The sequence below is a fragment of the Streptomyces sp. NPDC051180 genome (genome assembly GCF_040689545.1).
Lineage (GTDB): Bacteria > Actinomycetota > Actinomycetes > Streptomycetales > Streptomycetaceae > Streptomyces.
Genome location: NZ_JBFBBC010000002.1, coordinates 15729 through 41844 on the forward strand (window position 1 = coordinate 15729; position 26116 = coordinate 41844).

Genomic DNA, 26116 nt, shown 5'->3' on the forward strand with positions numbered 1-26116 from the left:
GGCGACTCAGAGAGAGAGCGTTTGCTGGAGGTGGTCCAGAACCCTGCCGACCCCGGGATCACCCGAGGTCGCGTGGGCCTCACCCGGCCCGGCGATGAGCAGCAGGAGGGCGGCGAACGCGGCGACCGGAAGGACGAGGGCCCACCAGGGCAGCCGGGTGTCGACACCTGCGGTCGTGGCTCCGACGCGGGACTGTGCTGGGGCCGACATGGCCGCCTCCGGGGGTGGGTTGTCCGCTTTCCGTTGTCGTCTCCAACGTACGGACGGCGGAGCGGGCGGCCCATCCGGTGACCCACCCACTTCACCCTGACACTCGCCCCCTAGGGGATACGGGGGCCACCCCCACCCCGTGCCCGGCTCACGGCGAGAAGGCGGAGGCGACGACGGAGATGACGACCGTGATGCCGAGCATCGCGCCGAGCACGACGAGCAGCTTCTTCTGGCCGTTCGGGGGGTTGGGTTCGAGGACTGGCATGGGGCCAGTCTCGCATCTCAGCATTCGTCCTCGACGATGCGGTCCCGTCCGGCCAGCGAACCGATGATCATCTGCGGGATCATCAGGCCGCCCATGAGGGCGATCGGCAGTCCCCAGCCGCCGCTGTGCTGGTAGAGCACGCCGACGAGGAGGGGGCCGGGGATGGAGATGAGATAGCCGACGCTCTGGGCGAAGGCGGAGAGGCGGACGACGCCGGCGCCGGTGCGCGAGCGCATGCCGATCATGGTGAGGGCGAGCGGGAAGGCGCAGTTGGAGACGCCGAGGAGCACGGCCCAGACCCAGGCTCCGGCGGCCGGGGCGAGGAAGAGGCCGGTGTAGCCGCCGAGGCCGCAGAGACCGAGGGCGACGACGATCGGGCCCTGGTTCTTCATGCGGGTGGCGAGGCGGGGGATGACGAAGGCGAGCGGGACGCCCATGACCATGGTCACCGCGAGGAGGACGCCCGCGGTGGAGGCGGGGACGCCCGCGTCGCGGAAGATCTGCGGCATCCAGCCCATGGTGATGTAGGCGCCGGTGGCCTGGAGGCCGAAGAAGCAGCCGAGGGCCCAGGCGGTGCGGCTGCGGGCGACGCGCGGGGGCGCGGTGGTCTCCGCGGCGGCGGCCCGGCCCGTACGTCCGGCGCCGGTCCGGTCGCGGTCGCGGTCGCGGTCGCGCAGCAGCGGGATCCAGGGCAGGACGGCGAGGGCGGCGAGGGCCGCCCAGACGCCGAGGCCGAGGCGCCAGTCGCCGCCGAGGGCCTCGGTCATCGGGACGGTGGCGGCCGCGGCGAGCGAGGTGCCGAGGGCGAGCGCCATGGAGTAGAGGCCGGTCATGCTGCCGACGCGGTCGGGGAAGTACCGCTTGACGATGACGGGCATCAGGACGTTGCTGACGGCGATGCCCATGAGGGCGAGGGCGCTGGCGGCGAGGAAGCCCACGGTGCCGCCGGCGAGGGGCCGGACGGCGAGGCCGACGAAGATGGCGGCCATGCCCGCGCAGACGACGGCCGCGGGGCCGAAGCGGCGGGCGAGGCGCGGGGCGGTGATGCCGAAGACCGCGAAGCAGAGCGGGGGGACGGAGGTCAGGACGCCGGCGACGCTGCCGCTCATGTGGAGGCCGTCGCCGACGTCCTCCAGGAGGGCGCCGAAGCTGGTGATGGCGGGGCGCAGGTTGAGCGCGGCCAGGACGAGTCCGACGGTGACGAGCGCGAGGGTCCAGCGGGGGCCGGCCGCGGCCTGAAGGGCCTGTCCCGTCGAGGAGTCGTCCGCGGCGGTCCGGCGGGCGCGGGCCGGTGCGGGAGAATCCGCGGCGATGGCGGTCGTCCCGGTCGGCGCCGCGGTGGCGGTCGGTGCGGTGGCGGCCGCCGAAGCGGTGGTCCGGGCCGTCGGTGCGGCGGGGTCGGGGGTCTTCGGCTCGTCTGGCATGGGGCCATCATAGAATCATGGGATGATTGGTTGTCCAATCTCGAACGAACAGGAAGGTCCTCCATGGCCCTCGGTCACCCCCGGCGCGCCGGTCTCTCCGACCAGGTGATCGCCGAGCTGCGGAACCAGATCACCTCGGGCGAGTGGCCGGTGGGTTCGCGCATCCCGACCGAACCCGAGCTGGTCGAGCAGCTGGGCGTGGCCCGCAACACGGTCCGCGAGGCCGTCCGGGCGCTCGCGCACAACGGACTGCTCGACATCCGCCAGGGCTCGGGGACGTACGTCGTCGCCACCAGCGAACTGGCGGGCGTCATGCACCGGCGCTTCGCCGGCTCCGACCCCCGGCACGTCGCCGAGCTGCGCTCGACGCTGGAGTCCGCCGCGGCCCGGTTCGCCGCGGGGCGCCGCACGGAGAAGGACCTCAAGCAGCTCGACGCGCTGCTCCTGCGGCGCGAGGAGGCGTGGGAGTCCGGGGACGCGGAGCGGTTCGTGACCGTCGACGCCGCCTTCCACCACGCGGTCGTCGCCGCCTCGGGCAACGAGGTGCTGACGGAGCTCTACGCCGACCTCGGCGACCTGCTGCGGGACTGGCTGCGCGACGACGTGGGGCAGGTGCTGCGGCCGGAGAACCACATGGACCACGCGCGGCTGGTGGACGCGATCCGGGAGGGGGACGCCGAGCGGGCGGGCACGGAGGCGGCCGGCTACCCGTTCCTGTGCCTCAGGAGCCCGGAGCCCGCTCCGGAGCCGGGTCCGCCGGCCGGTGCGTGACCCAGGCGGCCCGCACCTCCTTCCAGCAGCGGCCGGTGATCTTGGCGTAGTCGGCGGGGCCGATGTCCACGGAGGCGCTGTCGGTGTCGACGTCCCACCAGCGCTCGCACTCCACGTGGAGGCTGACGCGGTCGGAACGCGGGTACGGGTTCTGGCAGTGGGCGGTGACGCGGGAGCCCTCGACGAGGGTGCGGCAGGACGCCTCGAACACCACCGGCTCCGCGGCCGGCGGGGCGGCGGCGGGAAGGTCCTCGGCCGGTGCGGGCGCGGTGCGCACCTCGTCGGCGACGGCTATCCCGGTGAGCAGAACGGCGACCGTGGCGAACGCGCCGAACCCCTGGCGTATCGCGCGCATACCCGTACCTCCTCCCCGTGAGCGGCAGGAACATCACGCTGCGCACCAGTCTGGGGTGATTCGCGCGACTTTTCGAGTCGTGCAGGAGTTGCGCGACGCCGGGGGCCGTGTGTCCGCGACGGGAGAGGGCGGAAGCCCGTGGCGCCCGGCCCGGGATGCGGCGAGGGCCGTGCGTCCGCCTCGGGAGGCGGGCACACGGCCCTCGGTGTCGCGTGCGGAGCGCGCGGGCGGTCAGGCGCCGATCGCGTGCAGGCCGCCGTCGACGTGGACGATCTCGCCCGTCGTCTTCGGGAACCAGTCGGAGAGCAGCGCCACGACGCCGCGGCCGGCCGGCTCGGGGTCGGCGAGGTTCCACTCCAGCGGGGAGCGGCTGTCCCAGACGGCGGCCAGCTCGCTGAAGCCCGGGATGGACTTGGCGGCCATCGAGCCGATCGGGCCGGCCGAGATCAGGTTGCAGCGGATGTTCCGCTTGCCCAGGTCACGCGCCATGTAGCGGCTGGTGGCCTCCAGGGCGGCCTTGGCCGGGCCCATCCAGTCGTACTGCGGCCAGGCGTACTGCGCGTCGAAGGTGAGGCCGACGACGGAGCCGCCCTCGGTCATCAGCGGCAGCAGCGACGTCGTCAGCGACTTCAGCGAGAAGGCGGAGACGTGCATGGCCGTGGCGACGGACTCGAACGGCGTGTTGAGGAAGTTGCCGCCGAGCGCGTCCTGCGGGGCGAAGCCGATCGAGTGCACGATGCCGTCGAGGCGGTCGCCGAGCTGCTCGCGGACCTGGCCCTCCAGGCGTGCGAGGTGCTCGTCGTTGGAGACGTCGAGCTCCAGGACCTTCACGTCGTCGGGCTTGGGGAGCTTCTTGGCGATGCGCTCGGTCAGCGACGGCCGCGGCCAGGCGGTGAGGATGATCTCCGCACCCTGCTCCTGGGCCAGCTTCGCGGTGTGGAAGGCGATGGAGGACTCCATCAGCACACCGGTGATCAGGATGCGCTTGCCCTCGAGAATTCCGCTCATGGTGATCAGTGACCCATGCCCAATCCGCCGTCAACCGGGATGACGGCTCCAGTGATGTACGAGGCGTCGTCGGAGGCGAGGAACTTCACCGCGGCGGCGATCTCCTCCGGCTGCGCGTAGCGGCCCAGGGGCACCTGGGACACGATGCCCGCGCGCTGCTCGTCGGTGAGCACCGCGGTCATGTCGGTGTCGACGAAACCAGGGGCGACGACGTTGAAGGTGAGGTTGCGCGAACCCAGCTCGCGCGCGAGGGAACGGGCGAAGCCGACGAGGCCGGCCTTGGAGGCGGCGTAGTTGGCCTGGCCCGCGGAGCCCAGCAGACCGACGACCGAGGAGATCAGGACGACCCGGCCCTTCTTGGCGCGCAGCATGCCGCGGTTGGCCCGCTTGACGACGCGGAAGGTGCCCGTGAGGTTGGTGTCGAGGACGGACGTGAAGTCCTCCTCGGACATCCGCATGAGGAGCTGGTCCTTGGTCACGCCGGCGTTGGCCACGAGGACCTCGACCGGGCCGTGCTTCTCCTCGATCTCCTTGTAGGCCCGGTCGACCTGCTCGGAGTCGGTGATGTCGCACTTGACGGCCAGGAAACCGTCCTTCTCGAGCTCAGCGGGATCGCCGGAGCGGTACGTGATCGCGACCTTGTCGCCGGCCTCGGCGAACGCGCGGGCGATGGCGAGGCCGATGCCCCGGTTTCCTCCGGTGACGAGAACCGAGCGGCTCAACGGATCACCCTTTCGATAGCGGTCTGGTAGCCGAAAACCTATCGGTATCGCTCCCGACATGAGGAATCGACCTCCGACAGTGGCGTACGGGTGTCACTGTCGGGTCCCTACAGCTCGGGGGCGGTGGGAGCGGGGTCCGCCACGCGTCCGGGGCTGCTCGGCGGGGCTCCTCAGGAAGCCCGCAGGTCGGCACGGGACAGCTCGGCACAGAGGTCGTCGAGCGTCCGGTCGTAGAGCACGGAGCGGTGGGAGAGAACATTTCTGGCCATGACGAGGAGCCGCAGCAGCCGGGCGTCGTCCGGGGGCAGGGCGAGGGACCCGCTGATGTGGGCACCGAGCAGTTCCCCCACCTGGAGTTCGCCGAAGGCCCGCTCCGGGTCGCCGCGCAGCTCCGCCGCCGGGCGCTCGGCGTGCTCCGCGACGACGGCGGCCACCGGCCGCGTGAGGTGGCCGAGGGCCCGCGCGGCGAGGCGCTGCCGGGCCTCCTCGATCCACGGGGTCAGGACGCGCTGCTGGGCCTGGGAGACCAGTGCGGCGAGCCGGGCCCGCGCGTCGGCGGTGGGCGCGGGCGCCGTGCCGTCGGCCGGGGCGGCCGGGTGCCAGACCGCCACGTGGTGGCGCAGGCGGCCCTCCCAGGAGACGACGGCGCCCCGGGACCACGCACGGCGCAGCTCGGTCCCGGGCCGGGCGAGGGCGCCGATCCGCCGCAGCGGCGGGCACTCCCCCGGCGGAGGGGCGCCGGTGGCGGCGAGGCACCGCCCGAGCGCGTCGGCCAGGGTGTGCTGCGCGCCGTCCCACTCCAGGACGAGGAGGCGGGCGAGCTCCAGGTCGGGACCGCAGATCTCGACGACGGTCTCCGAGCGCACCGCCCGGCGGACCCGGTCCGCGAGCGGATCGCGTGCCCGCCCCGGGCCGTGTCCATGGTCGGGGGCCGACAGGATCGCGGTGGCCGTGTCGAGCCGGCCGAGCACGCCCCACCACCAGTGGACGGCGGTGTCGCCGTGCCCGTCGCGCAGTGCGTCGGGCAGGGGTTCCGGCAGGTCGCCGAGGCGGGCCACGACCAGGAGCCGGGGGCGTTCGCCCGGTGGCAGGCCGGCCTCCTTGACCGCCGCCGCGAGGGAGCGGAAGAGCGCGGCCGCCCCCTGGCCGCCGTCGTGTTCCCGCCAGGCGCGGACGCCGACGACCGGGCGCTGTCCGCGGGCGCGGGCGACGAGGGCGGGGACGGCCTGGTCGGGGGTGACACCGAGGCGGTCGCCGAGGCGGGCGGTGAGCCCGTGCGGGTCGCGGCGGGTGGTGCCGGGGTCCCGCCGGGGCGCGGGCAGGCGGGGCGGGCCGCCGTCGAGGGTCCAGCCGAGGTCGAGGTCGAAGCCGTCGTCGGGCAGGTCGAGGTAGGGCAGTTCGTCGCCCTCCGGCCGGCCGCCGGTCCCCGTCCGGCCGTCGCCGCCCGCGCCGTCGTCATCGGCCCCTGCCCCGGACGCGGCCGGCGGCGGCTCGGGCTCGGACCGGGGCTCCGTCCCGCGCGCGGGGGCGGGCACGTCGACGTGCACGGGGGCGGCGGCGAGGGCCTCGCGGTACAGGGTGTCGGCGAGTCCCGACTCGACCATCGCGTCGGTGACCAGCCAGAGGCAGTTGAGGCCGGCGGCGAGGTCGGACGTGACGTCGCGCAGCCGGGTACGGACGCCGGGCAGGTCGGTCGGACGCACAACAGGAACCGCGGCCGTGCCGGGTGTGCGGGCGGGGGCTTCCGTCACGTCACCTCTCCCCGGCGGCCGCCGCCCGGGCCCGCACCGCGCGGTACGTGACCGGCTCCACCGCGAAGCCCTCGGCCGTCTCGTCGAGGACGCCGAGCTGTTCGAGGCGGTGCAGCCAGGTGTCGGTGGCCGCGTCGTCGAGTTCGACCGCCTCGCGCACGTCGTCGCGCGGGGCACCCTGGCCCTCCTCGACGTACCCGGTCCAGGTGGCGAGGCGGTCGAGGTCCCGTGCGTCGAGGCCGGAGAGGCGCAGGTGCTCGGAGAGGTTGCGGGGACCGTCGATGAGCGCGCGTATCCGCTCGACGGCGTTCTCCAGGGTCTGTCCGTGCACGGAGACGTCCGCCACCGCGGTCTCCATCCAGCGGGGCCAGCCGCCGGTGGCGGCGACCAGCCGGTCCCGGTCCTCGCGGGAGACGAAGGGGCACTCGGACCAGGCGCGCAGGGCGTCCGCGGTCCACCGCTCGGGGCGCAGCCACCGTACGGAGAGCTCGTCGAGGCCCTCGTCGGCGGCGAGCGCGGAGAGGGCGACGGCGTCGGCGACGACCACGACGGAGCGGTTCTCGTTGCCGCCGCTGCGCGGCTGGGTCTGGTGGAGGAGGCGGTCGGCGGCGGGGCCGGCGTGGACCTGCATGGAGCGGACGGCCTCGCGGAGTTCGGCCGGGGCGGCGGCGCGCAGGTCCGCGATGATGACATGGGCCTTGCGGCCGCGGCTCTTGAGCAGGGCGGTGAGGTCCTCGCCGTGGGTGTACGGGACGACCTCGACGCCCCGGTTGACGGCGAAGGCGGTGACGGCCTGGCGGACCAGTTCGGGCCGGTGGAGGGCGGTGGTGCCGATGAGGCTGACGCCGGACTGGGCGCTCTCGTGGAGCTGTTCCTCGGTGAGCGGGCTGTAGGTCTGGACGTGGCGGGCGTCGCGGCCGAGGAGGCGCCGGGCGGCGTGCGGGTTGTAGTCGTAGGGCAGGCCGAACTCGGTCTCGCGCAGTTCGAGTTCGAGCTCCTCGCGGGTGCCGAGCATGTTGACGACGTTGGGGCTGCGGACGGCGAAGCGGGAGCGGTCGCCGAGCTGGACGAGCAGGCCGAGGCCGACCATCTCGGCGAGGAAGATCTGCGCCTGCTTGGCGGTGAGCATCTCGAACCCCTCCGGCCATGCCTCGCGGGCCTCCTGGAGGAGTTCGCCGGCGCTGTAGTCGCCGCGGTAGGCGTCCTGGAGGCTGCGCAGGGCTATGACGAGGGCGAGGACGCGGTAGCGGTCCTCCAGGTTGATGGTGAAGCGGAGGCGTTCGGCGATCTGGCGGCGGACGGTCTCGGATGCGGCGACCTTCTGGACGTCGTCCTCGGTGATCCGCAGGGGCTCGCCGGAGAAGGCGTACGGGCGGTCGTGCAGGACGCGGACCAGCTCGCGGCAGAAGATCTGCACGAGGTTGGCCTGGTAGTTGGTGATGGCGAGGATGCGCCAGACCAGTTCGGGGCGCTCGAAGAAGTAGCCGAGCGCGGCCATGGGTTCGGTGACGAGCCGGACGGCGGCCTGGGTGCCGAGGGGACCGACGAGGAGGTCGGGGCCGCCGTGGACGGTGGAGACGTTGGAGAGGTGGCCGAAGCGCTGGACCTGGTGCAGACCCGCGAAGACGATCTTGAAGCGTCGTTCGGTCTGCTCCATGAGGCGCTGGAAGTGCATGACGTTGGGGAAGGTCGACTCGCTGCCGACGCGGAAGGCGCGGCGCGAGTCGGTGTTGAGGAAGGCGTCCGCCTCGTCCGCGAGGACGAGGATGCGGCGGGTGTCGTCCTGGTCGAGCCAGGCGCGGATGTTGCGCACGACGACGTCGGGGTTGGCCTGCTCGGACATCTTGTTGTTGAACACGCCCTTGCGTTTGAGGTCCTCCACCAGCCGGGTCCAGATCCGGTCGGGGGCCTCCGCGTGGCCGATCTCGGCCTTGAGCAGGTCGAGGTAGACGGCGACGTGGGCGTCGGCGCGGCTGGGGAAGATCTCGGCGACCCGGCGCAGCAGCGCGGACTTGCCGAGCTGGCGGCCGCCGTAGAGGAACATGCCGCCCTCGCGGCCCATCACCTCCCGCATCTCCTCGTCGCGGCCGTAGAAGACCTCGGGCGGGACGAGTCCGGCCACGAACGGGGTGTACGGGTTGTAGGCCGCCCAGGGCAGGGTCACCCGCTGGAGCGAGCGGAAGGAGCCGGGGGCGCGGGCCGCCATCCAGCCCATCACGGCCGAGTCGACGACCAGCGCCTGCTGGGCGAAGGAGCGGGCGGACTCGGCGAGGCCGCGGCGTCCCTCCAGGCCGAGCGGGTGCAGGTAGAGCACGATGTTGGCGCCGACGTCGGCGTCCTCCAGGTGGGCCAGCGGGCCGTCGGCCGGCTGCTCCTCCCAGACGAGCAGGACGGTGTACGAGGAGGCCCGGGAGCCCAGGGCCGCGACGTACCCGGCGCGTTCGGCGACCCGGGCGCGCACCTTGAAGCGGCGCATGCCCTGGCCCAGCGCCACCCGTTCGGCGACCACCTGGTTCGCGGCGAGTTCGAGGCCGAGGAGGCGCAGCAGCCGGGAGAGGTGCTGGGGCAGGTCGCCGCGCCGCCCGCGCGGGGTGCACAGGGCCGCCCACGCCTCCAGGCCGTTGCCGGCCGCCGGGGTGAGGGACGCGGTCGGGTCGCCGTAGTGCCGGGCCCACCAGTCGGCGTCGGTGCCCTCCCCGCCGGCCTTGGGCGCGCCGGGCGCGGTGACGCCGGTGAGGAAGGCGGCGAGTTCCGAGCCGTCGTCGGCGGGCCGCTCCGGCAGCGGCGTGTGGCCGGTGGCGAGGGCGAGGAACTCCTGCGCGGTGACGGTGTCGCCCTCGTCGATGAGGCGGGCGATCCGGTCGTGGTCGCCGGCGGAGAGCGGCTGGTCGAGACGGGAGCGGAGCTGCGCGAGGTTCTCGCGGAGCTGGCGGGTGTAGTCCTCGACCAGGGTGACGAGTTCGGCCTCCAGGGTGCGGAGCGAGTCCACGGCGAAGCGGTAGCGGCCCGACTCCTCGCCGTCGGCGAACTCCTGGAGGCGGCCGACGAACTCCCGCTCCTGGTCGGCCGCGAGCTGGTTGAGCGTGCGCATCTGGGCGAGCAGCCCGGCGGCCGCGCGGTGGTGCTCGGCGACGGCGCGCCGCCACTCCTCGTGCCCCTGCGCCAGTCGGCGGGCGGCGCTCTCGCCCCATTCGGGGTCGGTGCAGCCGTACTCCTCCGGCCGGTTCTCGGCGCCGGTGAGCAGGGCCCTGGCGAGGTGCAGGTCGCCGTCGCCGAGGTAGCGGGAGAGGGCGTACTCGGCGTCGGCGGGCGACAGCAGGGCGGCGATCCGGCGGGCCGCCCTGGGGTCGGCGAGGTCGGGGTCGCCCAGGGCGTCCCGGGGCAGGTCGGGCAGGCGGAGCAGGGCGTCGGCGGGGGGCACCGGGCCGCCGTTCTCCCGGAGCAGGTCGGCCGCGGTGTCCGCGGGGCGCTCGTGCGCGCCGGTCAGCCAGCCGCGCAGCAGGGCGAGGGCCGCGCCGCCGGTGCCGACGGGCGCGGGTTCGTCGGAGACGTCGCGGAGCACCGAGGCCAGCTCCGGGATGCCGCGGTCGCTGACGCCCTGGTGGGGGCGGCCGGCGGTGTGGGCGGCCTCGGCGCGCATGAGGAGCTCGCCGACCGAGCGGCAGGCGGTGTGCAGCTGCCGGAGCGCGCCGGCGGTGATCGGCTCCTTGGCCTGTTTCGACGTCCGGAACAGGGCGTCCGTGACCTCGATGAGCCGGTCGATGTCCTCCGCCCGCCACAGTTCCTCGCCCAGGGCGCGGAATCCGGGGGTTCCCGCGGACTGGGCCGGGCTCCGGCCGGACCACTCGATGACCTCGTTCAGGGCGTGCCGCAGCGCGCCGGAGGGGCCGACGAGGTACTGGAGCACCTGTGACGCCCGCTGGTACTTCATCTTCCGGCGCGGGAGGTCGTCGAGGAGCTGCCGGGCCGTGAGCCCGATCTCCTCGCGGGTGGCGGCCTCCTGCCCCTCCGCGCTGCCCTGGAGCATGCCGGGCTCGAAGGCGCGGCCGTCCCGGACGGCGGCCACCAGCACGTTCAGCAGGTGCTGCCAGGCGCCGCTCAGACCCGAGGGCATGACGAACCCGCTGATCAGCCCATGCGGCCAGCGGGCCGTGAGCCCCGTGCGCAGGGCCGCCGCCAGGGCCACGAGGTGCGCCTCCCGGTCCTGCGCGGCGAGGGCCGGGTCGAGCTCGTGCGCCATCTGCACGGGGGTGGCCTCGCTGTCCGACACGCAGCCGAACGCGGCGGCGGCGAAGGCGAGCGTCCGCGCCCGTACGACGCTCTCCCGCGAGGCCACGGTCAGCCAGTACGCCTCGGCCACCCGTCCTTCTCGCAGCAGCCTGCCGACGGGCGGTTCGCTCCCCGTGTCCCAGGGCGCGTACGGGTCCCAGTCCGGCGCCTCGACCCCGGCGGGCCACGGTTCCTCCACCGGTGACGCCGTCGCGGGTGCCACGGGCCCGGCGGCCTTCGCGGTCTCGGCGGGCGGGGCGGTACGGGCGGCGCCCTCGGTGGCGCGGGCCTGCGCGGGGATCGCCGCGGGCGCGGCGGCCGGTGGGGAGGAGGCGGCGGGGATCCGCGCGGGGGCCGGTTCGGTGGCGGGCGCGGGGATCGGCGGGGGCGGGGCGGCGGGCGCGGAGTCGGTCGCGGGCGCGGACGGGGCGGGCCCGGTGGACGGGACGGGCGTCGGCGCGGGCGGGGAGCCCGGTGCGGGCGCGGAGGGCGGCTGCGGCGCGGGGCCGGGTGCCGGATGGAGGGTCGGGAGCGGCGGCTCCACCGCGCGGCGGACGGCCTCGATGGCGGAGGCGCCGACCCGGACGCGGTCGGCGGCTCGGCCCACGGGGGCGGCCGCGTCGCCGGTGCCGTGGGCGGTGTGCCCGGCGGGGGCGTCGGGAACGGGGGCGTCGGGAACGGGAGGGCCGGGCGCGGGGAGGGTGGTCTCCCCCGTGGGGGTCTGCGCCCGGGGCGCGTCCGGCGCGGGTCGGTCCGGCACCTCTGTGTCCGACGCAGGTGTGTCGGCGGCGGGGCCGTCCGACGCAGGCGTGCCGGCGGCGGGCGCGTCGGGCGCGGGCGGCGGGAGGGGGTTCTCGGCGGCCGGGGCGTGGGGCCGGTCGTCCACCGCGTCGAGGGCGCGCAGCTGGGCCTCGGTGCGTTCCAGGTGGCGGCGGAGGTCGGCGGCCTCCTCCTCGCCGTCGGCGAGCTCCAGGAGCTCGGCGTACCGGCTCGTCTTGCGGCGCAGGGCGTCGCGCTGCTCCGCCCGCGCGGCCCGGAGGCGGGTCAGTCCGGCCTCGGCGTCGTCGTATCCGAGGCCCGGCTCCCAGGCGAAGCCCTCGGCGGCGAGCGCCACGGCCAGCCGTGCGCGCTCCCCGGTCCAGGCCGCGAGCGCGTCGGCGGGGGCGTCGGCGGGGAGCAGGCCGGTCCCGACGGCGTCGGCCGCCGCGCGCAGGACGGCCGCGAGGCGTGCGCCGGACCGCCTCAGGTCCGTGAGGGAGGAGGGGAGGTCCACCGGGGAGTCGGGCGGGGGCACGGGCACAGGGGCGGCATCCTCACGGTCGGGGGGCGTCGGCGGGGGCTCGTCACGGTCTTCGGGCGCGGCGCGCTCCGGGGCGTCCCGGGACGGGTCGAGGCCCGGGCCCCTCTCGTACGCGTCCGGGGGCGGGGGGCTGTCGGCCGCGGCCCGTAACGCGGCGGCGTGGTCGCGCACCAGCGGTCCGGCCGGCAGCCGGGCGGCGGGGCCGGGCATGAGCATCCCGTAGAGCGCGCACCGGGCCAGGGGAGGTTCGAGGACCGTGAGCATGGCGAGCAGTTCGTCGAGCGTGGGGTCGGCGAGGGCGCGTTCGGAGAAGCCGTACTCGCTCCCCAGGGCCTTCGCCGCCCAGGCGAGCCCGCAGCCGGCGATGCTCGCGAGCTGTCCCTGCCGGGCCTTGGCCAACCGCACGCGGACCGCGTGCAGTTCCCGGCGCGTCGGGGGCGTCCTGCGGAGCGGGCGGTCCTGGGCATGGGCGTGGGCGTGGGCGTGCTTCTCCCCGCGTAAGCACGGATGCCAGGTCAGCAGGGACCCGAGCGCGTCCTCGTCCAGCGACGACAGCCAGGACCTGACTTCGTTCACCCACCCGTGCATGGCGTGGATCATCTCATCCCACCGGTCGCGGGGTCAGGGCAACGGCCTCATCCGATGGGGCCAAGCTCCGGCTCGCGGTGGCCTGTTGGAGCGGGTTCCGCCAGGGGCGCACGACAATGGGCCGACTCCGCCGCCCGACCCGTGATTGACTTCCGGGACAGTTCGACCGCCTTCTTCCGATCGCCGAGAGCGAGGCCGCTCGTGGTCCATCAGATCGACCCTTCGTTCGTCGCGCTGCCGTTGCGGGCGCTCGCCGACGCGGCGCTCGCCCGAGCGCGCGCGCTCGGTGCCGAGCACGCGGACTTCCGCCTGGAGCGGGTGCGCAGCGCCTCGTGGCGGCTGCGCGACGCCAAACCGTCCGGATCGTCGGACACCACGGACCTCGGCTACGCGGTGCGGGTGGTGCACGGCGGGGCCTGGGGGTTCGCGTCCGGGGTCGACCTGACCATGGACGGGGCCGCGCGGGTGGCCTCGCAGGCGGTCGCGATGGCCAAGCTGTCGGCGAAGGTGATCGCGGCGGCGGGCTCCGACGAGCGGGTGGAGCTGGCCGAGGAGCCGGTGCACGAGGAGCGCACCTGGGTGTCCTCGTACGAGATCGACCCCTTCTCCGTCCCCGCCGAGGAGAAGAGCGCGCTGCTCGCCGACTGGAGCGCGCGGCTGCTCGGGGCGGACGGCGTCGCCCACGTGGACGCCTCGCTGCTGACCGTCCACGAGAACAAGTTCTACGCGGACACCGCGGGCACCGTCACCACCCAGCAGCGCGTCCGGCTGCACCCCCAGCTCACGGCGGTCGCGGTCGACGAGACGACCGGCGAGTTCGACTCGATGCGGACGATCGCCCCGCCGGTCGGACGCGGCTGGGAGTACCTGACCGGAACCGGCTGGGACTGGGACAAGGAGCTGGACGAGATCCCCGCGCTCCTCGCCGAGAAGATGCGGGCACCGAGCGTCGAGGCCGGCCGGTACGACCTGGTCGTGGACCCGTCGAACCTCTGGCTGACGATCCACGAGTCCATCGGCCACGCCACCGAGCTGGACCGGGCCCTCGGCTACGAGGCCGCCTACGCGGGCACCTCCTTCGCCACCTTCGACCAGCTGGGCAAGCTGGCGTACGGCTCCTCGATCATGAACGTGACGGGCGACCGGACGGCCGAGCACGGTCTCGCGACCATCGGCTACGACGACGAGGGCGTCCAGGCGCAGTCCTGGGACCTGGTGAAGGACGGCACCCTGGTCGGCTACCAGCTGGACCGGCGCATCGCGAAGCTCACCGGCCTCGGCCGCTCGAACGGCTGCGCCTTCGCCGACTCCCCCGCGCACGTGCCGGTGCAGCGGATGGCGAACGTCTCCCTCCAGCCGGACCCGGGCGGTCTGTCGACCGAGGACCTGATCGGCGGGGTGGAACGGGGCATCTACGTGGTCGGCGACCGCTCGTGGTCCATCGACATGCAGCGCTACAACTTCCAGTTCACCGGTCAGCGCTTCTTCCGCATCGAGAACGGCCGCCTCGCCGGGCAGCTGCGGGACGTGGCCTACCAGGCGACGACCACCGACTTCTGGGGCTCGATGGAGCAGGTCGGCGGCCCGCAGACGTACGTCCTCGGCGGCGCCTTCAACTGCGGCAAGGCCCAGCCGGGCCAGGTCGCCGCGGTCTCCCACGGCTGCCCCTCCGCCCTCTTCCGGGGCGTCAACATTCTGAACACGACGCAGGAGGCCGGACGATGAGCCCTCGCCAGGGGATCCGCCGGGGGTCCGGGGGTCGCACCCCGGGCAAGCACAGCCTGAACACGACGCAGGAGGCCGGACGATGAGCCCTCGCCAGCGGATCCGCCGGGGGTCCGGGGGTCGCACCCCGGGCAAGCACAGCCTGAACACGACGCAGGAGGCCGGACGATGAGCCCTCGCCAGCGGATCCGCCGGGGGTCCGGGGGTCGCACCCCGGGCAAGCACAGCCTGAACACGACGCAGGAGGCCGGACGATGAGCCGCGTCAGCAAGCCGTACGAGATCGTCGAGCGGGCCCTGGAACTGTCCCGGGCCGACGGGTGCGTCGTGATCGCCGACGAGGAGTCGTCGGCGAACCTGCGGTGGGCGGGGAACGCGCTCACCACGAACGGCGTCACCCGGGGCCGTACGCTCACGGTGATCGCGACCGTGGACGGCGCGCAGGGCACCGCGTCCGGTGTCGTGTCCCGCTCCGCCGTGACCGTCGACGACCTGGAGCCGCTGGTGCGGGCCGCCGAGGCCGCCGCCCGCGCCGCCGGGCCCGCCGAGGACGCGCAGCCGCTGGTGGAGGGCGTGCCCTCGTCGCCCGACTTCACGGACGCGCCCTCGGAGACCTCCTCCGCCGTCTTCGCCGACTTCGCGCCGGCGCTCGGCGAGGCGTTCGCCCGGGCCCGGACCGGCGGGCGCGAGCTGTACGGGTTCGCCAACCACGAGCTGACCTCCACCTACCTGGGGACGTCCACGGGGCTGCGGCTCCGCCACGACCAGCCGAACGGCACGCTGGAGCTGAACGCCAAGTCGCCGGACCGCTCCCGCTCAGCGTGGGCCGGCCGGTCGACGCGGGACTTCAAGGACGTCGACCCGGCCGCGCTCGACGCCGAACTGGCGACCCGCCTGGGCTGGGCGGAGCGGCGGATCGAGCTGCCCGCCGGGCGGTACGAGACGCTGCTGCCGCCGACGGCCGTGGCCGACCTGATGATCTACCAGCTGTGGTCCTCCGCGGCCCGGGACGCGGTGGAGGGCCGGACGGTCTTCTCCAAGCCCGGCGGCGGCACCCGGCTCGGCGAGACGCTCTCCCCGCTGCCGCTGACGCTGCGCAGCGACCCGAACGAGCCGGGCCTGGAGTCCGCGCCGTTCGTGATCGCGCACTCCTCCGGCGACGACTCCTCCGTCTTCGACAACGGCCTGCCGGTCGGGCCGATCGACTGGATGAAGGCCGGCGCCCTCGCGCACCTGATCACCACCCGGCACACCGCCGGTCTCACGCGCCTGCCCGTGGCGCCGGGAGCGGGGAACCTGATCCTGGACGGCGGCGGCGAGCGCTCCCTGGAGGAGATGGTCGCCTCGACCGAGCGGGGGCTGCTGCTGACCTGCCTCTGGTACATCCGCGAGGTCGACCCGGCGACGCTGCTGCTGACGGGTCTCACCCGGGACGGCGTCTACCTCGTCGAGAACGGCGAGGTGGTCGGCGAGGTGAACAACTTCCGGTTCAACGAGTCGCCGGTGGACCTGCTGTCGCGGGCCTCCGAGGCGGGCCGGACGGAGAAGACGCTGCCGCGCGAGTGGAGCGACTGGTTCACCCGGGCCGCGATGCCCGCCCTGCGGGTGCCGGACTTCAACATGAGCTCGGTCAGCAAGGGGGTCTGACCCGCCTAGACTGGGTCGTCGTACCACTGACAACTTTCTGAGGAGACGGACGATCGTGACGGACATCGTCGACGAGCTGAAGTGGCGCGGGCTCTTCGCCCAGTCCACCGATGAGGACGCACTGCGCAAGGCTCTCGCGGACGGTCCCGTCACGTTCTATTGCGGTTTCGACCCGACCGCGGCCAGTCTCCACGTCGGCCACCTGGTCCAGGTGCTCACCGTGCGCCGGCTCCAGCAGGCCGGGCACCGGCCGCTGGCGCTGGTCGGCGGGGCCACCGGCCAGATCGGCGACCCGCGGCCCACGGCCGAGCGCACCCTGAACGACCCCGAGACGGTCGCGAACTGGGTGAACCGGCTGCGTTCGCAGATCGAGCCCTTCCTCTCCTTCGAGGGGGAGAACGCGGCGGTCATGGTGAACAACCTGGACTGGACCGCCGGCCTGTCGGCGATCGAGTTCCTGCGGGACATCGGCAAGCACTTCCGGGTCAACAAGATGCTGACCAAGGACTCCGTCGCCCGGCGCCTGGAGTCCGAGCAGGGCATCAGCTACACCGAGTTCAGCTACCAGCTGCTCCAGGGCATGGACTTCCTGGAGCTGTACCGCCGCTACGGCTGCACGCTCCAGCAGGGCGGGTCGGACCAGTGGGGCAACCTGGTGGCCGGGCTCGACCTCATCCACCGCCTGGAGCCGGGCGCGCAGGCGCACGCGCTGGCGACGCCGCTGATGGTGAAGGCGGACGGCACCAAGTTCGGCAAGACCGAGGGCGGGGCCGTCTGGCTCGACCCGGAGATGACCACGCCGTACGCGTTCTACCAGTTCTGGCTGAACGTCGACGACCGGGACATCTCGACGTACATGCGCATCCTGTCCTTCCGCTCCCGCGAGGAGCTGGAGGAGCTGGAGGCGCAGACCGCCGAGCGGCCGCAGGCGCGGGCCGCCCAGCGGGCGCTGGCCGAGGAGCTCACCACGCTGGTGCACGGCGCCGACCAGTGCGCCGCCGTCGTCAACGCCTCCAAGGCGCTGTTCGGCCAGGGCGAGCTGGCGGAGCTGGACGAGGCGACGCTGGCCGCCGCCCTGTCCGAGCTGCCGCACGCGCGCGTCGCCGAGCTCGGCCAGGTGGTGGACCTGTTCACCGAGGTCGGCCTCGCGCCGAGCAGGTCGGGCGCGCGCCGCACGGTGAAGGAGGGCGGGGCCTACGTGAACAACGTGAAGGTCACCGCCGAGGACGCCGAGGTGTCGACGGACGAGCTGCTGCACGGCCGCTGGCTGGTCCTGCGGCGCGGCAAGAAGAACCTGGCGGCGATCGAGTTCGCCGGCGCGGAGGGCTGACCGGCCCGCCGCGCACCGGAGGCCCGGTGCGGCACACCCCTGTGTGCCGCACCGGGCCTCCGTCGTGTCCGGCCCGTCCGCAAGAGCCTAGGTGCGCTGCTTGCTGCCCCTCATCGAGGTCCACAGCATGTCACCGACTCCGACCACGGCGACGGCGCCGATCAGCTGGAGCAGGTGACGGGTCCAGTCGATGCCCTTGGTGTCGTTGACGCCGATCCAGGTCGCGACCGCGTTGCCGAGCACGCTGCCGATGATGCCGAACACGGTCGTCAGCCAGAGCGGGATCTGCTGCTTGCCCGGCAGGATCGCCTTCGCGATCAGACCGAGGACGAATCCCACGATGATCGCCCACAACCAACCCATCGTCGCCTCCTTGTACGCATGTGGGCCCAGTCTCGACCCATCGGCCAAACAGCGCATGTCGGACAGCGCCGGACGTGCCCCGGTCTCGTCCGCGCGAGGGGCCGGGCGTACCGTGGAGGAAGGTCCGGACCGGGGAGGTCCGGCGCGATCGGTGGGTGGTGGACGGCGATGCCGAAGCGTGGCGGGACCGAGGTCTTCCGGATCACGGGGGCGCGGCAGGGGCTCGCCGACGACGTACGCGGACGGCAGCGCCGCTATGTCATCTCGATGACGGTGCGGACGCTCTCCGTGATCGCCGCCGCGGTGCTGTGGAACGTCGAGCGGCACGTCGCGATCGTGGCGCTGGCCCTGGGAGTGCTGCTCCCCTACATCGCCGTGGTGATCGCCAACGCGGGACGTGAGTCCGCTCCGTCCCTTCCCTCCACTTTCGTCGCCCCTCCGGTGCGCCCCGCGCTGGGCGACGGGAAGGCGTCGGAGGACGCGGACGAGGAACGTCTGCACGGCCGGAACTGATCACGGACAGTGGCCGGAAACCTCAAGAAAAGCTCAGATCAATCATGTAGTTCCAGTGCACCACAGCCCATGTGCCGTGACATACTTCCTACGCGCTCCGCATCCCCCGTCGGAGCGACGGACCGATGCCGGGCAGCTCCCCCCGTGGCTGCTCGGCATCGCCCTTGCTGGACAATGATCAGGTGAGCGAAGAGAAGCCGACCTGTTCCGCCAAGGGCTGCCGCGCCGACGCCGTCTGGGTCCTCGCGTGGAACAACCCCAAGCTGCACACGCCCGACCGGCGCAAGACCTGGCTCGCGTGCGACGAGCACCGCGAGCACCTCTCCCAGTTCCTGGGCGTACGGGGCTTCCTGAAGGACGTCGTCCCGTTCGCGGAGTGGGAGTCCCCGGACGCCACCTAGGTGCGGTGCGCCGCCGGGCCGTCTCCGCGGGGCGCCGGGCGCCGGCGGAGGTCAGCCGCCGATCGCCGACATCGGGCGGTCGGGCTGGAGGAAGCTCGGGTCGTCGAGGCCCGAGCCGGCCTTCTTGCCCCACATGGCCCGCTTCCAGATCGCGGCGATCTCCTCGTCGGGGGCGTCCGAGCGGAGCGCGGCCCGCAGGTCCGTCTCCTCGGTGGCGAAGAGGCAGGTGCGGACCTGACCGTCGGCGGTGAGCCGGGTGCGGTCGCAGGCCCGGCAGAACGGGCGGGTGACGGAGGCGATGACGCCGACCGTGTGCGGGCCGCCGTCCACGACCCAGCGCTCGGCGGGAGCGGAGCCGCGCTCGTCGGCGCCCTCCGCGGTCAGCGTGAAGCGGGTGCGCAGGGACTCCAGGATGTCACCGGCGGTGATCAAGCCGTCGCGCTTCCAGCCGTGCTGGGCGTCGAGGGGCATCTGCTCGATGAAGCGGAGCTCGTACGCCTGCTCCACCGCCCAGGCCAGGAGGTCCGGCGCCTCGTCGGCGTTGAGCCCGGGCATCAGGACGGCGTTGACCTTGACCGGGGTGAGGCCGGCGTCGCGGGCTGCGGCCATGCCGTCCAGGACGTCCTGGTGGCGGTCGCGGCGGGTGAGGGTCTTGAAGACGTCGGGACGCAGGGTGTCCAGGGAGACGTTGACCCGGTCGAGTCCGGCGGCCTTGAGGGCCGACGCGGTCCGCTTGAGGCCGATGCCGTTGGTGGTGAGGGACATCCGGGGGCGCGGCTCCAGCGCGGCGCAGCGCTCGACGATGCCGACGAGGCCGGGGCGCAGGAGCGGCTCGCCGCCGGTGAAGCGGACCTCGGTGACGCCGAGGTCGGTGACCGCGATCCGGATCAGCCGGACGATCTCGTCGTCGGTGAGCAGGTCGGGCTTGGCCAGCCACTGGAGGCCCTCTTCGGGCATGCAGTAGGTGCAGCGCAGGTTGCAGCGGTCGGTGAGCGAGACGCGCAGGTCGGTGGCCACCCTGCCGTAGGTGTCGATGAGCACTGTGGGCCCCCTCCCCGTCGTGTGGATGCGTGTGTTCCGAGCCTACGTGAGCCCACCGCCGAGGAGCAGGGCAGATTGTCACGAGGACGGGCGCGGTCGCGTCGTAGAACTCTACGACGCGACCGCCCGGCGAACGCGGAACATATACGACTCAGTGCGCTCCGACGCCGGTGAGGGACTTGACCTCCAGTTCGGCGTACTTTCCCTTGTCCGGCTCCTCCTTGGACAGGATCGAGCCGAGCCAGCCGAGCAGGAAGCCGAGCGGGATGGAGACGAGGCCGGGGTTCTCCAGCGGGAACCAGTAGAAGTCGGCCGTCTTGAACATCGAGGTGGGCTTGCCGGAGACGACCGGCGAGAAGAGGACGAGGACGACGGCGGAGATCAGGCCGCCGTAGATCGACCACAGGGCGCCCTGGGTGGTGAACCGCTTCCAGAAGAGCGAGTAGAGGATCGTCGGCAGGTTGGCGGAGGCGGCGACCGCGAAGGCGAGGGCGACGAGTCCGGCGACGTTGAGGTCGCGGGCGAGGGCACCGAGGGCGATGGAGACGATGCCGATGAGGACGGTCGCCCAGCGGGCGGCCCGGACCTCCTCCTTCTCGGTGGCCTGTCCGCGCCGGATGACGTTGGCGTAGATGTCGTGCGCGAAGGACGACGAGGAGGCCAGGGTCAGACCGGCGACGACGGCGAGGATGGTCGCGAAGGCGACGGCGGAGATGACGGCGAGGAGGATCGCGCCGCCGGTGGAGCCGGCTCCGCCGCCGATCTCCAGGGCGGCGAGCGGGGCGGCCGTGTTGCCCGCCTTGTTGGAGGCGACGATGTCGGTGTTCTTGAGCAGGGCGGCGGCACCGAAGCCGAGGACGATCGTCATCAGGTAGAACGCGCCGATGATGCCGATGGCCCAGTTGACCGACTTACGGGCGGCCTTGGCGGTCGGCACCGTGTAGAAGCGGATCAGGATGTGGGGCAGGCCGGCGGTGCCGAGGACGAGCGCGATGCCGAGCGAGAGGAAGTCCAGCTTGGAGACGGCGGTGGCGCCGTACTTGAGGCCGGGCTCCAGGAAGGCGTCTCCCTTGCCGCTGTTGGTGGCGGCCGCGCCGAGCAGCTCGGAGACGTTGAAGTGGAACTTCCAGAGGATCAGGAAGGTGATCAGGAGGGTGCCCGCGATGAGCAGGACCGCCTTGACCATCTGCACCCAGGTGGTGCCCTTCATGCCGCCGATGGTCACGTACACGATCATCAGCAGGCCGACGAGCGCCACGATCGCGACCTTGCCGCCGTCGCTGGTGATGCCGAGCAGCAGCGAGACGAGGACGCCCGCGCCCGCCATCTGGGCGAGGAGGTAGAAGATCGACACGACGATCGTCGAGGTGCCGGCGGCGGTGCGGACGGGCCGCTGGCGCATCCGGTACGCGAGGACGTCACCCATGGTGAACCGGCCGGAGTTGCGCAGCGGTTCGGCGACCAGGAGGAGGGCGACGAGCCAGGCGACGAGGAAGCCGATCGAGTAGAGGAAGCCGTCGTAGCCGAAGAGCGCGATGGCGCCGGCGATGCCGAGGAAGGACGCGGCGGACATGTAGTCGCCGGAGATCGCGAGGCCGTTCTGGAAGCCGGTGAACTGGCGCCCGCCGGCGTAGAAGTCGGCGGCGCTGCGGGTCTGCCGGCCGGCCCAGACGGTGATGACGAGGGTGGCGATGACGAAGGCGCCGAAGAGGGCGATGATCAGCGGCCGGTGTTCGGTGGTGGCGTTGTCGGCCGCGAGCAGGACGGGGGTGCTCATGCGTCGCCCTCCATTCGGGTCCTGATGGCCTCGGCCTTGGGGTCGAGCCGGTTCGCCGCGTGGCGGGAGTAGAGCCAGGCGATGAGGAAGGTGGTGAGGAACTGGCCGAGGCCGAGGACGAGCGCCATGTTGATGTTGCCGAAGAGCTTGGTCCCCATGAAGTCGCCCGCGTAGTTGGAGAGCAGCACGTAGAGCAGGTACCAGGCGATGAAGGCGAGGGTCAGGGGGAAGGCGAAGGAGCGGTAGGTGCGGCGCAGTTCGCCGAACTCCTCGCCCTCCTGCACCTCGACGAACTGCTCCGTCGTGGGCGAGGCGGGACCGCGGTCGGTCTCCGTCCCGTTCCTGGGCGGCGGCGGTGCTTCGGTAGCCACGGAATCTCCTCGTGACGCGGGGGTGGACGGCATGGTCAAGGGGGCCTCACCGGGGGGTGCGGGACCGGGGCTCCGGGCGGAGCCCCTCCCCCGACCAACGGCACGGAGCCGGAAGCGAAGCGGTTCACCGGGGAAAATTCCTTGAGCAGATCTTCATGAACTCTTCTCAACTCATTGAAGGTTCGGGAAGATCAGCGATAGCTTCACTCGTCATGCACCTGTTCACGCGCAAACCCGCGCGAGGGCAGTACATACGGATGATGTGGAGAACCCATGGCTCATCTGGGATCGAGGCGCGGCCGAGCTCTCGCTCTGCCGGTCGGTCTCGCGCTCACGGCCTCGCTCGGCTTCCTTGCCCCCGGCGCCGCCTCCGCCGCGGAACTGAGCGATGCTCCGGCCACGGTGGCGACGGACGGCCCGAAGCTTTCGTACGTCGTCAACGTCGACGGGGGCCGCTGGACCGCCGCCTCGGTGAAGAAGGCGATCGCCGCCGCGGGCGGCGAGGTGGTCATCTCGTACGACCAGATAGGCGTGATAGTCGTCCACTCGCAGAACCCCGAGTTCGCGAAGACGATCCGCACGGCGCGCGGTGTGGTGTCCGCGGGTGCGACCCGCAACGCCCCGCTCTCCGTCCAGTCCGACGACTCCGTCGACGAGGGCGCGCAGACGCTGACCGCCGCCGAGGCGAAGGCCGCCGCCGCCAAGGCGACGGACGAGCAGGACCCGCTGGAGCCCCTGCAGTGGGACCTCCCGGCGATCAAGGCCGACAAGGCCCACCAGCGGACGCTCGGCAGCAAGCGCGTCACCGTCGGTGTCATCGACACGGGTGTCGACGACACCCACCCGGACCTGGCGCCGAACTTCGACGCCGCCGCGTCCGCCAACTGCGTCTCCGGCAAGCCGGACACGACCGCCGGATCCTGGCGCCCCAACCCGGGCGAGAGCGACCACGGCACCCACGTCGCCGGCACGATCGCGGCCGCCAAGAACGGCGTCGGCATCACCGGTGTCGCCCCGGGCGTCAAGGTCTCCGGCATCAAGGTGTCGACCCCGGACGGCTACTTCTACACCGAGGCCGTCGTCTGCGGTTTCGTGTGGGCGGCCGAGCACGGCGTCGACATCACGAACAACAGCTACTACACCGACCCGTGGATGTTCGCGTGCAAGAACGACGCGGACCAGAAGGCCCTCATCGAGGCGGTCACCCGCGCGACCCGCTACGCGGAGCGCCGGGGCACGGTCAACGTCGCCGCGGCCGGCAACTCGAAGTTCGACCTCGCGGCCGACTCGATCCTGGACAACAGCAGCCCGAACGACGGCACTCCGGGCGACCGGGTCATCGACCCGAAGGAGTGCTTCGACTACCCGGCCATGCTGCCGGGCGTCGTGACGGTCTCCGCGACCGGTGCCAAGGACCTGAAGGCGTCCTACTCCAACTACGGGCTCGGCGTGATCGACATCGCCGCCCCGGGCGGTGACCGCACCGAGTACCAGACCCCGGACGCCCCGGCGGTCAACGGCCGCATCCTGTCGACCACGGTCAACGGCGGCTACAACTACAAGGCCGGTACGTCGATGGCCTCGCCGCACGTGGCGGGTGTCCTGGCGCTCATCAAGTCGACGCACCCCTACGCGGGCCCGGCGGCGCTCAAGGCGCTGCTGTACGCGCAGGCCGACAAGCGCGCCTGCACCAACCCGTACGACATCGAGGGCGACGGCAAGATCGACGCCGTCTGCGAGGGCGGCAAGAACAAGAACGGCTTCTACGGAGCCGGTCTGATCGACGCGCTCGACGCCGTCCGCTGGTAGTCGCGGAGGTTCGGTGAGGTGAGGGGCCCCGGTGTGCACGCCACGCCGGGGCCCTTCGCATGGCACGGGGTGCCATAGTGCCGTCATGGACAACACGGTGCGTTCGGGTACGGAGTTGCTCTGGTCGGCTCTCGGCGGCGATCCCGCCCTGGTCGACCGGGTGGAGTACGGCGGGACCTCGGGGCTGCTGCCCGCGCGGCTCCCGGTGATGGACCTCGCGCGGGCGACGGTGGCCGCCTGCTCGCTGGCCGCGGCGGAGCGGGCGGGGGCTCACGGACCGGTGCGGGTGGACGACGGGGCCGTCGCCACCGCCTTCGTGAGCGAGCGCCATCTGCGGGTCGACGGGCGGGCTCCGGTGAGCTTCGCGCCCCTGTCGCGGTTCTGGCGGACGGCGGACGGCTGGGTCCGCACCCACGCCAACTACCCGCATCACCGGGCCGCGTTGCTGTCGGCACTCGACGCGGCCGACTCGGTCGAGGCCGTCGCGGCGGCCGTCGCGGAGCGCAAGGCCGTGGAGGTCGAGGCGGCGGTGTACGCGGCCGGCGGGCTGGCCGTCGCCCTGCGCACGCCCGAGGAGTGGGCGGCGGGCGAACAGGGCCGGGAGGTGGCCGCTCGGCCGCTGCTGACCCGGGAACGCCTCGACGAGGCCCCGCCCCGGCGCCGTCCTGGCCGGCTGCGGGTCCTGGACCTCACGCGGGTGATCGCGGGCCCGGTCGCCACCCGCACGCTGGCGCTGCTGGGGGCGGACGTCCTCCGGATCGACCCGCCGGGCAACCCCGAACTGCCGGACCAGCACGCGGACACGGACGTCGGCAAGCGGACCGCCGCCCTCGATCTGGAGCGGCCCTCCGACCGGCGGACCCTCGGCGAACTCCTCGACTCCGCCGACGTGCTGGTCACCGGCTACCGGCCGGGCGCGCTGGACCGCTTCGGCCTGCACCGCCCGGGGCTCGTCGTCGCCCGGCTCTCCGCCTGGGGCGACTACGGCCCCTGGGGCGGACGGCGCGGCTTCGACTCGCTGGTGCAGGTGGCGACGGGCATCGCCGTCACCGAGGGCTCGGACGGGAAGCCGGGGGCGCTCCCCGCGCAGGCCCTGGACCACGGCACGGGCTACCTCCTCGCGGCGGCCGTCCTGCGGTCGCTGACCGAGCAGGACCGCGACGGCGGGACGCGCCTCGTCCGCCTGGCCCTCGCCCAGACGGGCCACTGGCTGACGCACACCCTGCCGCGCTACGAACCGGAGCGGTACGTCACGGAGTCGGACGGCCCCCTCGGCCGGCTCCGGCACGCCCTGTCCCCCGTCTCGTACGAGGGCGGGCCGACGGGCTGGTCGCGGCCCCCGGGCCTCTCCGGGGCGGACGCGGCGGAGTGGCTCGGGGACTGACGGAGGGCGTCGCGACCCGGTGCGGGAGCTGCTGGGCCCCCGCACCGGATCACGGCTTGACGAGGACCTTGAGGGCCGTCCGGTCGTCCATGGCCTGGTAGCCGCCGGGGACGCCGTCGAGGCCGACGGTGAGGTCGAAGACGGGCGAGGGGTCGATGGTGCCGTCGAGCACGTCGGGGAGGAGCTCGGGGAGGTAGGCCCGGACGGGGGCGACACCGCCGCGCAGCGCGATGTTCCGGTCGAACATGACGGAGAGGTCGAGTCCGGTGCCGCTGCCGTGCGGGACGCCGACGTAGCCGATGGAGCCGCCGTCGCGGGTGATCGCCACGGCGGTGCGCATGGACTGCTCGGTGCCGACGGCCTCGATGACGCCGTGGGCGCCCTGGCCTCCGGTGAGCTCGCGGACCGCGGCCTCGGCGGCCTCGCCGCGCTCGGCGACGACGTCGGTCGCGCCGAAGCGGCGGGCGATGTCGGTGCGGGCGGTGTGGCGGCCGAGGGCGATGATCCGCTCGGCGCCCAACCGCTTGGCGGCGAGGACGCCGCAGAGGCCGACGGCGCCGTCGCCGACGACGGCCACGGTGGAGCCGGGCCTCACGCCCGCGCCGAGGGCGGCGTGGTGGCCGGTGCCCATGACGTCGGAGAGCGCGAGCAGCGCGGTGAGCAGCCGGTCGTCGGAGGCCGCGTCGGCGGGGAGCTTGACGAGGGTGCCGTCGGCGAAGGGGACGCGGACGGCCTCGCCCTGGCCTCCGTCGGAGCCGACGGAGCCCCAGAAGCCGCCGCGCGGGCAGGAGGTCTGGAGGCCCTCGGCGCAGTAGTCGCAGGTGCCGTCGGACCAGACGAAGGGGGCGACGACGAGGTCGCCGACGGCGAAGCCGCCGACCTCGGAGCCGGCCGCCTCGACGATGCCGAGGAACTCGTGGCCGATGCGCTGGCCGGGCTGCCGGGCGGACTCGCCGCGGTAGGCCCACAGGTCGCTGCCGCAGATGCAGGCGCGCAGGACGCGCAGGACCACGTCCGTGGGGTCCTGGATCACGGGATCGGGCACGTCCTCCACGCGCATGTCGAACGGGGCGTGGATGGTGGTGGCGCGCAT

General features: G+C 73.3%; 21 protein-coding genes. 8 read left to right on the forward strand and 13 right to left on the reverse strand.

Translation table 11 applies throughout. The features are described from left to right. Positions 1-6: 6 nt before the first annotated feature. The 3 genes from AB0424_RS03520 to AB0424_RS03530 form a co-directional block, all read right to left on the reverse strand. Positions 7-210 carry a hypothetical protein gene (locus tag AB0424_RS03520; protein ID WP_366301897.1) on the reverse strand — a complete coding sequence of 68 codons (204 nt, stop codon included), beginning with the start codon at positions 208-210 and terminating at the stop codon, positions 7-9. A 148-nt stretch (positions 211-358) separates the two neighbouring features. Next, positions 359-475 carry an SGM_5486 family transporter-associated protein gene (locus AB0424_RS03525; RefSeq protein ID WP_366301898.1) on the reverse strand — a complete coding sequence of 39 codons (117 nt, stop codon included), beginning with the start codon at positions 473-475 and terminating at the stop codon, positions 359-361. A 17-nt stretch (positions 476-492) separates the two neighbouring features. After that, entirely contained in the window at positions 493-1899 is a 1407-nt protein-coding gene (locus tag AB0424_RS03530) for an MFS transporter (protein WP_366301900.1), read from the reverse strand. 63 nt (positions 1900-1962) lie between these two features. Here AB0424_RS03530 and AB0424_RS03535 point away from each other — a divergent pair, with 63 nt between their 5' ends. Beyond that, the gene (locus tag AB0424_RS03535) at positions 1963-2670 is read left to right on the forward strand and encodes an FCD domain-containing protein (protein WP_366301901.1); all 708 of its coding nucleotides are present in this window, start codon (positions 1963-1965) and stop codon (positions 2668-2670) included. On the opposite strand, the gene AB0424_RS03540 is transcribed toward AB0424_RS03535, so the two are convergent. The 5 genes from AB0424_RS03540 to AB0424_RS03560 all read right to left on the reverse strand — a co-directional run bounded on the left by AB0424_RS03540 (position 2621) and on the right by AB0424_RS03560 (position 12651). Then, positions 2621-3025 carry a hypothetical protein gene (locus AB0424_RS03540; RefSeq protein ID WP_366301902.1) on the reverse strand — a complete coding sequence of 135 codons (405 nt, stop codon included), beginning with the start codon at positions 3023-3025 and terminating at the stop codon, positions 2621-2623. The two genes, AB0424_RS03535 and AB0424_RS03540, sit on opposite strands and share 50 nt — an antisense overlap. 231 nt (positions 3026-3256) lie before the next feature. Further along, positions 3257-4033 (reverse strand): enoyl-ACP reductase FabI, encoded by a 777-nt coding sequence (fabI, locus tag AB0424_RS03545; protein WP_366301903.1) that lies wholly within the window; start codon positions 4031-4033, stop codon positions 3257-3259. 5 nt (positions 4034-4038) lie between these two features. Continuing rightward, positions 4039-4755, reverse strand: coding sequence for a 3-oxoacyl-[acyl-carrier-protein] reductase (gene fabG / locus AB0424_RS03550; RefSeq protein WP_366301905.1), 717 nt, complete (start codon positions 4753-4755; stop codon positions 4039-4041). Positions 4756-4925: 170 nt separating this feature from the next. Beyond that, complete coding sequence (locus tag AB0424_RS03555) at positions 4926-6506, reverse strand: hypothetical protein (protein ID WP_366301906.1); 1581 nt, start codon at positions 6504-6506, stop codon at positions 4926-4928. 1 nt (position 6507) lies between these two features. Next, entirely contained in the window at positions 6508-12651 is a 6144-nt protein-coding gene (locus AB0424_RS03560; RefSeq protein WP_366301908.1) for a hypothetical protein, read from the reverse strand. 213 nt (positions 12652-12864) lie between these two features. Between AB0424_RS03560 and AB0424_RS03565 the strand changes: the two genes are divergently transcribed. The 3 genes from AB0424_RS03565 (at position 12865) to tyrS (ending at position 17364) form a co-directional block, all read left to right on the forward strand. After that, a complete protein-coding gene (locus AB0424_RS03565) occupies positions 12865-14388 on the forward strand; it encodes a TldD/PmbA family protein (protein WP_366301909.1) in 1524 nt (507 codons plus the stop codon). Between the two features lie 254 nt (positions 14389-14642). After that, positions 14643-16034, forward strand: a complete 1392-nt coding sequence (locus tag AB0424_RS03570) for a metallopeptidase TldD-related protein (RefSeq protein ID WP_366301911.1) — start codon at positions 14643-14645, stop codon at positions 16032-16034. Between the two features lie 55 nt (positions 16035-16089). Then, positions 16090-17364 (forward strand): tyrosine--tRNA ligase, encoded by a 1275-nt coding sequence (tyrS, locus tag AB0424_RS03575; RefSeq protein WP_366301912.1) that lies wholly within the window; start codon positions 16090-16092, stop codon positions 17362-17364. Between the two features lie 87 nt (positions 17365-17451). Here tyrS and AB0424_RS03580 read toward each other — a convergent pair whose 3' ends face one another. After that, positions 17452-17727 (reverse strand): GlsB/YeaQ/YmgE family stress response membrane protein, encoded by a 276-nt coding sequence (locus tag AB0424_RS03580; protein ID WP_366301913.1) that lies wholly within the window; start codon positions 17725-17727, stop codon positions 17452-17454. Between the two features lie 168 nt (positions 17728-17895). Between AB0424_RS03580 and AB0424_RS03585 the strand changes: the two genes are divergently transcribed. Both AB0424_RS03585 and AB0424_RS03590 read left to right on the forward strand, forming a co-directional pair. After that, on the forward strand, positions 17896-18240 hold the full coding sequence (locus tag AB0424_RS03585; protein ID WP_366301914.1) for a DUF3099 domain-containing protein: 345 nt from the start codon (positions 17896-17898) through the stop codon (positions 18238-18240). A gap of 182 nt (positions 18241-18422) precedes the next feature. Beyond that, positions 18423-18641, forward strand: a complete 219-nt coding sequence (locus AB0424_RS03590; protein ID WP_366301915.1) for a hypothetical protein — start codon at positions 18423-18425, stop codon at positions 18639-18641. A gap of 51 nt (positions 18642-18692) precedes the next feature. Here AB0424_RS03590 and moaA read toward each other — a convergent pair whose 3' ends face one another. The 3 genes from moaA to AB0424_RS03605 all read right to left on the reverse strand — a co-directional run bounded on the left by moaA (position 18693) and on the right by AB0424_RS03605 (position 21830). Continuing rightward, positions 18693-19682 carry a GTP 3',8-cyclase MoaA gene (moaA, locus tag AB0424_RS03595; protein WP_366301916.1) on the reverse strand — a complete coding sequence of 330 codons (990 nt, stop codon included), beginning with the start codon at positions 19680-19682 and terminating at the stop codon, positions 18693-18695. 151 nt (positions 19683-19833) lie between these two features. After that, on the reverse strand, positions 19834-21459 hold the full coding sequence (locus AB0424_RS03600; RefSeq protein ID WP_366301918.1) for a cation acetate symporter: 1626 nt from the start codon (positions 21457-21459) through the stop codon (positions 19834-19836). Continuing rightward, positions 21456-21830: a DUF485 domain-containing protein gene (locus AB0424_RS03605; protein WP_366301920.1), complete on the reverse strand. Its 375-nt coding sequence runs from the start codon at positions 21828-21830 to the stop codon at positions 21456-21458. Before AB0424_RS03605 ends, AB0424_RS03600 begins: the two co-directional genes overlap by 4 nt. Before the next feature lie 273 nt (positions 21831-22103). Between AB0424_RS03605 and AB0424_RS03610 the strand changes: the two genes are divergently transcribed. Together AB0424_RS03610 and AB0424_RS03615 are read left to right on the forward strand one after the other, a co-directional pair. After that, a complete protein-coding gene (locus tag AB0424_RS03610; protein WP_366301922.1) occupies positions 22104-23639 on the forward strand; it encodes a S8 family serine peptidase in 1536 nt (511 codons plus the stop codon). A gap of 85 nt (positions 23640-23724) precedes the next feature. After that, positions 23725-25023 carry a CoA transferase gene (locus AB0424_RS03615; RefSeq protein WP_366301923.1) on the forward strand — a complete coding sequence of 433 codons (1299 nt, stop codon included), beginning with the start codon at positions 23725-23727 and terminating at the stop codon, positions 25021-25023. Between the two features lie 49 nt (positions 25024-25072). Here AB0424_RS03615 and AB0424_RS03620 read toward each other — a convergent pair whose 3' ends face one another. Next, positions 25073-26116, reverse strand: coding sequence for a zinc-dependent alcohol dehydrogenase family protein (locus AB0424_RS03620; RefSeq protein WP_366301924.1), 1044 nt, complete (start codon positions 26114-26116; stop codon positions 25073-25075).